This is a genomic window from Alcanivorax sp. HI0044, from assembly GCF_001634945.1.
Map to the genome: position 1 here is coordinate 1 of NZ_LWEZ01001455.1, position 2,150 is coordinate 2,150.

Annotated in this window: 2 protein-coding genes; both read right to left on the reverse strand. The window is 57.7% G+C overall.

Annotation, left to right across the window (positions count from 1 at the left end; all coding sequences use genetic code 11):
- Positions 1-1,121: DUF3336 domain-containing protein (locus tag A3730_RS21840; protein WP_063538928.1), on the reverse strand; the 1,121-nt coding region annotated here is incomplete at its 3' end.
- A 118-nt stretch (positions 1,122-1,239) separates the two neighbouring features.
- Positions 1,240-2,150 (reverse strand): AraC family transcriptional regulator (locus tag A3730_RS21845; protein ID WP_063538930.1); only part of this gene is annotated, 911 nt, incomplete at its 5' end.

The window sequence follows — 2,150 nt, forward strand, 5'->3', positions numbered from 1 at the left end:
GAGACGTTGCGCAGGGCCCAGTCGCCCAGGGTGCTCAGGGAGCTGTCGGTGTTTTCGTTGCGAGACAGAAACGGTACCACATGGGGGTTGGTCTGGCTGACGATGGAGTGGTTGACCCCGTAAAGGCGGGCCAGCCGGCGGATGGGCAGGTCGTCGACGATGGAGCCGTCAACAAACTTGCGGCCGGGGATGTAGGGAACCCGCTCGCCGTCGATGTTCTTTGCCCACAGGGAGACCGGCGGATAAATGCCGGGAATTGCACAGGACGCCAGCGAAGCTTTGCGGATCAGCACATTGGGAGAGGTGCGCCAGTTCAGCAGGCGCGCGTGCTGGTTACGGTCGTAGGGGCTCACGGTAATATTGATTTCGCGACCGGTGTGTCGATAGGCCTCTTCGAAGGTCATGTCGGTGATGTTTTCTTCCAGGCAGGCTTCCAGATGGTCGCCGTCCAGCACCGGGGTGCCGCGTACCAGGCCTTTCCAGCCCAACACCTTGAAGGCTTCCAGATAAATGTTTTCCGGCTCCAGTTTCACCTTCAATTCTTCATCGTTGTGGGTGCCGACCACCGAGCCGATGATACTACCGGCGCTGGAGCCGGAGATCACNGAAGGCAGCAGGTTCTGTTCCCACAGGCAGCGGGCCACACCGATATGGAACAGGCCCAGGGCTGCGCCGCCGGATAGCATCAGGCAGCTTTGTCCGAAGGCCTGACCGGTGGTTTCAAAGAAATCGAGCTTCTCTTTCAGCCCGAATTCCTTGAAGTTGCTGTCGCACAGATAATTCAGGGCGGTGGACACTTCGGTCAGGTAATTTTCGATCAGGCGTTTGGTGCCCACGCGGCTGTGCTGATAAAGGCGTGGGTTGGAAATGTTGCCCAGATTGCCATGCAGGCCTTCATGCAAATGGAAGACCAGCTTGTTCACGTCGTTGCGTTCGCGGGCCTGGCGAATCTGCCAGAGACGATTACGAATCAACTCGTAATCGTAATAGGGGGAACGGTCCACTTCCTTCCATTCGTCGGCGCCGGAAAGGCGGTCGTGTTCCTGGCTGGCTTCGTACCATTCGTCATAGGTCGTCGCGTTATCGATGGCGCGTTCGAGCTGTTTGAGGGTGCCTTTCATTGAGGCTCTCCACCATTCATTTTTGTCATTGAGTGATGTCAGTATAGACAGGAGAGAGGGGCAGGTTTAAGTGTTTGTAGGACAAAAAGCACAGGGTTACAGATAAAAGTGTCAATTTTTATGAGTGTATTTGCTCATTGTCAGGCTTGGCCCGGTATTGGCCCGGGGTCATGGCGGTGTGACGCTTGAAACTGCGCTGGAAGGAACGGATATCGGAATAGCCCAGGGCGGCGGCGATATCGGCCTGGGGCAGGGTGGTGGTGGTGAGCAGGCGCCGAGCCTGTTTCAGGCGCACGTCATCGAGCAGTTTTTGCCAGCTCTGGTCTTCGTCGGCCAGCCGACGATGCAGGGTGCGCACATTCATGCCCAGCCGCTCGGCAACGGTTTCCTTGCGGGGCAGGGAATGGCCAATGGCATCCTGAATGCACTGTTTGACCCGCTGACTGAGATTGGTGTCTACGCCCAGTTGATTCAGCTGCTGGATAGCGTGGGCTTCCAGGGTGGAGAGTAGTAGCGGGTCGGGTTGGCGTATGGGCTGCTGTAGTAATTGCGGCGCGCCGACCAGGGCGGAGCAGGGTTGTTCGAACAACACATCGCAGAGAAATACGCGCCGGTATTCGTCCACCTGGGCTGCCGGTGGAGTGGGGTGTTCCAGCCAGACCTGTTCCGGTGCCAGCAGATCGTTGCCGGTGAGCCAGCGGGAGTAGCGTACCCAGGAGCCGAGTACGTTATCGATCAGATGTTGACGTGCGGGTTGCTGGCGATACAAGCAATCCCAGCGGATGGCTACCTGGTGGGCATCGACAGTGGTGTCTGTGGTGCCCATGTCACCAACCAGCTTTTCGTACAGGCTGACCTTGGATAACGCTTCCTGAAGCGTGCTGGCGCTCATGGCGATATAGCCCATCACATTGTAGGAACCGGGCTGCACAAATTCGGAAGTGTGTAACCCGAACAGGGGGTCGGCGGACTGTTTGATGAGGGCGTGCAGCAGGGTCTGAAAATCCTGACCATGAATGCGGGTATCCG